The sequence below is a fragment of the Stenotrophomonas sp. YJH_SMC_53 genome (genome assembly GCF_059369995.1).
In genome coordinates this window covers 1-4,417 of sequence record NZ_JCAFTF010000023.1, presented here as the reverse complement: position 1 = coordinate 4,417, position 4,417 = coordinate 1, and the positions used below count along the sequence as shown (strand labels likewise).

The following is a 4,417-nucleotide window of genomic DNA, read 5'->3' as shown; positions in this document are numbered from 1 at the left end:
GTCGATGACGCTGATGATCTCGGCGATCTTCTTCGACGAGGCTTCGATGGCGGACATGGTGGTGACCACCTGGCCGACGACTTCACCGCCCTGCGAGGCGACGCCGTGGGCGCCGATGGCGAGCTGGTTGGCCTGGCGGGCATGCTCGGCGTTCTGGCGCACGGTGGAGGTCAGTTCCTCCATCGAGGCCGCGGTTTCTTCCAGGTTTGCGGCCTGCTGCTCGGTCCGGCGCGACAGGTCGCTGTTGCCGGAGGCGATCTCGCCGGCGGCCGAACTGATCGCGCGGCTGGACTGCTTGATGCGGGTGACGATCTCGCTCAGCTGCGCGGCGGTGGCGTTGGCATCGTCACGCATGCGGGCGAACACGCCCTGGTAGTCGCCGTGCATGCGCACGGTCAGGTCGCCCTGCGACAGTGCCGCAAGCAGGCCGGAGATCTGTTCGATGCTGCCAGCGTTGGCATCCAGCAGGCCGTTGATCTGCTGGGCCAGCTGCAGGAAGAAGCCTTCCTTGTCGGTGGCGTCGATGCGGCCGGACAGGTCGCCGGCGGCAGCCTGGGCGATCACGCGGGCCACTTCGGCTTCGACCTGCGCTTCCTGGGTACGGTCGCGCCATTCCACCACGTAGCCGACGGTGTCGCCGCCTTCATTGCGGATGGTCGAGACCACCTGGGCGAACTGGGCATCGCCATACTGCATCGGGCGACGGGCGACGCCGTGTGCCTTCAGGTTACCCAGCAGGGTCTGGTCCATCTCGCCGCGGTGTTCAAGCACGGTGACCGGCTTGCCGATCAGCGAGGCCTGGGCATCGAAGTCCGGCAGGTCGCGGCGAACTTCGTCCTGGTACTGGCTCAGGGTCTGCTGCAGGGCGCGGTTGCTGTAGACGATGGTGTTGCTGGTGTCGGTCAGGTACACGCCGGTCGAGCTGTAGTCCAGCGCGGTACGGATGCGCAGATTCTCGCGGGCCACGGCCTGGTCGGTCTCGATGCGCTCGCGGAGGTCGCGCTGCATGCGCTGCATGGCCTGCATCAGTTCGCCCACTTCGTCCTGGCGGCTGACGTCGATATGACCATCGAGCTTGCCACCGGCGACGTCGTTGGCGACCGAGACGGCGCCACGCACGCTGCCGACCAGTGCGCGGGCGAACAACCACACCAGCACCAGGCCGAGTGCGGCGCCACCCAGCAGGGCGATCACGGTCAGCACGGCCGAGGCGGAATAGGTGGAGGCGGCCTCTTCGCGCGAGGCGCGGGCGAGGCGGTTGTCTTCGGCGATCAGCGCTTCCAGCGCCGATGCAGCCTTGCGGTGCTTGGTACGGGTTTCGCCGACGAAGGTATCGATGGCATCGTCCGGCAGGTCAAGTTCCAGCATCTCGGTGACGCTGTCATAGGACGCCAGCGCATCCTTCCATTCCATGGCGAAGGTGTCGAACAGCTTCTTCTGTTGTGCGTTGTCGACCAGCTTCGGATAGTCCTTGATCGACTTGTCCATGCTGGTGCGCAGGTCGACGGCCTGCTTGCGCGCATCGGACTTGACGTCGTCGCTGGCGCGGATCAACTGCTGGTAGGCGGCATTGCGGTATTCGCCCAGCATGCCGCGCATCTCGCCGGCGAGGCGGATGCTCTCCATGCGTGAACCGGCCAGCTCGGTGGTGACGTTGTTCAGCGAATGCAGGCCGCGATAGGCGACGATGCCCTGCAGCAGCATCACCAGCAGGAGGACGCCGAAGGTCAGCAGCAGCTTCGGCATCAGTTTCAGGTTGTTGATCCACGGCATGGGCGTTGCGAGCTCCTAAGGCAGACGCGCCCGGGCATCGGGCCCGGTTGCAGCAGAAACCACGCCGGCACCAGGTCCGGCGTGGTTCGACGGACAGCGGATTACTTGATGTTGGCCAGCTTCAGCCCAGCCGGCGAGCTGACTTCGATTTCCGCGCGCGAGGCGTCGCGCTGGATCTTGCCGATCACGCAGACGGTCTTGCCTTCCAGGGTTTCCAGCGGGAAGGAGAACTTGCCGCGGTTCTCGCCGGCGATGCGGGCCGAGAAGGTGTGGCGCGGGAAGGCGCCGCCCATGTACAGGAAGGTCGGCTGGCCTTCGGAACCTTCTGCGTAGCGGGCCTTTTCAACCTTGCCACAGACCATGCCGTCCTTGCCGACCGAACGCGGGGCCAGTTCCGGCGGGATCATGTCAGCCGACTGGGCGAAAGCGGAGGCGGCGGTGGTGGCCAGGACAGCGGCCGAAACGAACGCAAGCAGGGACTTCATCGAGGGGTATCTCCGGGGATGGTAACGGTCGGGCCGGCCCTGCGCGCTCCTGCGCGGCCGGCTTCTGTCCCCCTATCGGCATCGCCGGGGGGAACTGAAGGGTTTTGTGACCGGAACGTGAAGCAGTTCCGTTTACTCAGGCGGCGACGTCTTCGGTGAGACTGGCCTGGCCCATGTCGGCGCTGTCGAGCAGGGTCTCGATGTCCAGCAGGATCAGCATGCGATCGTCGTGGGTACCGATGCCGGAGATGAAGCGGGTATCGACGGCGGCACCGAATTCCGGGGTCGGTCGGATCTGCTCGGCCGACAGCGGGATCACGTCGGAGACGCTGTCGACGACGATGCCGACCACGCGGTCTTCGACGTTCAGCACGATCATCACGGTGAAGGCGTCGTAGCGGGCGTTGTCCAGGCGCAGCTTCAGGCGCAGGTCGATCACCGGGACGATGGTGCCACGCAGGTTGATCACACCCTTGATGTAGTCCGGGGCATCCGGCACGCGGGTAACCGCGTCGTAGCCACGGATTTCCTGCACCTTGAGGATGTCCACGCCGTAGTGCTCGTCACCAAGGGTGAAGCTGAGGAATTCGCCACCGGTGCTGGCGGAGGAGCTGGTCTTGTCGTTCATCGAGGGGTCCTGGTTCTGCCGGAAGTCCCGGTGTCAGGCTCGATATCGGCCCCGCTGGGGGGGACTTTAGGTGCCCGGGGAAGGGGCATCCACGCATGGCGTGGATCTACCTGGGAGGGTGGGGGCATCCACGCATGGCGTGGATCTACCGGAGATCGGTAGTGCCGGCCGCTGGCCGGAAATGGCCGTACCCGCATTGTCGCCAAGTTGCCGGCCAGCGGCCGGCACTACCCGTTGGCCGGGCCTCAGAGCTCTCCGTTGCGGCGTGCCTTGCGTTGGCGGTCGATGCGGAAGATGTAGCGCTGGATGGCGCTGTCGGCGCCGCGCGGCAGGCTGTCGAAGCGCATGCCCACGCGCTTGACCTCGATGCCGTTGGGCTGGCGCTGCGGCAACAGGTTGCAGACCACCAGCGCGATGTCCAGGTCGGGTCCATCGGGCAGGGACAGCTGCGCCGGATAGCGCTTCTGCAGGCCGAACACCGCGCAGTCATTGGGAACCACCACGGCCAGGCCACCGCCACTGATGTCCACCACGCGCATCGACAACGCTTCGGCGCGCGCTTCGCCGGGGGGCAGCAGCAGCTGCGGTGAGTCGGTGACCGGGGTCTCCAGCCGATACAGCTCGCGGCGCTGCAGGTGCACCAGTTCTTCCGGAAGCGGAGCGCGGAAGGCCACGTGGCCGTCGTTGTCCACGCGCTGCAGTTCGTGCAGGCGGAAACGCACCAGCACCCGTTCGAGCTGGGCGAAGCACAGCAGGTGATCGGCCTGCTCGGCGGCGCGGTTGGAGGCTTCCTGCGGGCTGCCATCGAGCAGCAGGTAGTCCTCGTCCTCGTCGAGGTCGAGCAGCGCAGTGGGGAACGAACGGTCACGGCCGTCGATGTGCGCGTTGATCAGTGATCGCTGGTCGATCAGCGAGCGCAGCAGCTGCCGCAGCTGGCGCGGGTTGCGGACCAGGAAGCGCTCGTCAGCGGCGTCGGCCGCGTGGACATCATGCACTGCAGTGTCGTTGCCGTCGGACATGGAATCTACGGTCAGGGGCGGGCGCCAGCACGCGTTGGTGCGAGGCTCGATGGGGATATCGGCCTCTGCACCGGATTATGAAGTGAGATTTGCATCACTTTCCACGCGTAAGGGGTCAGATCCCTTTCCTGCGGGAAAGGGATCTGACCCCGTGGTTCTGTCAGAACTCCTGCCAGTCGCCGTCGGCGGCCAGTACCGGCTGCGCCGTCGAGCTGCGCAGGGGGCGCGCGGAAGCCGGCTTTGCCGAAGGTGCGGCGGCGGCGACCTGGCGCGGTACCGGTGCCGCCAGCGGGCGTGCCGGAATGGCCGTCGTGCCGTGCGATGCCAGCCGGAAGCGGGCCACGGCTTCACCCAGCTGCACGGCCTGGTCCTCCATCGCACGTGCGGCAGCGGTGGCTTCCTCCACCAGCGCGGCATTCTGCTGGGTGGTTTCGTCCATCTGCACCACGGTCTGGTTGACCTGCTCGATGCCCGCGCTCTGTTCCTGCGAGGCGGCGGAGATCTCGGCCATG

At 66.5% G+C, this 4,417-nt stretch carries 4 protein-coding genes and 1 pseudogene; all 5 read right to left on the bottom strand.

All coding sequences use genetic code 11. From position 1 onward, the window contains the following. Positions 1–1,773: methyl-accepting chemotaxis protein (locus AC5P7X_RS20240; protein ID WP_495215282.1), on the bottom strand; the 1,773-nt coding region annotated here is incomplete at its 3' end. Between the two features lie 101 nt (positions 1,774–1,874). Further along, positions 1,875–2,258, bottom strand: a complete 384-nt coding sequence (locus tag AC5P7X_RS20235) for a hypothetical protein (protein ID WP_005416411.1) — start codon at positions 2,256–2,258, stop codon at positions 1,875–1,877. Between the two features lie 136 nt (positions 2,259–2,394). After that, positions 2,395–2,886, bottom strand: a complete 492-nt coding sequence (locus AC5P7X_RS20230; protein WP_495215281.1) for a chemotaxis protein CheW — start codon at positions 2,884–2,886, stop codon at positions 2,395–2,397. A gap of 245 nt (positions 2,887–3,131) precedes the next feature. After that, positions 3,132–3,905, bottom strand: a complete 774-nt coding sequence (locus tag AC5P7X_RS20225; RefSeq protein WP_005416413.1) for a flagellar brake protein — start codon at positions 3,903–3,905, stop codon at positions 3,132–3,134. A 160-nt stretch (positions 3,906–4,065) separates the two neighbouring features. Continuing rightward, positions 4,066–4,417 (bottom strand): annotated as a pseudogene (locus AC5P7X_RS20220) (methyl-accepting chemotaxis protein); the annotation flags it as partial.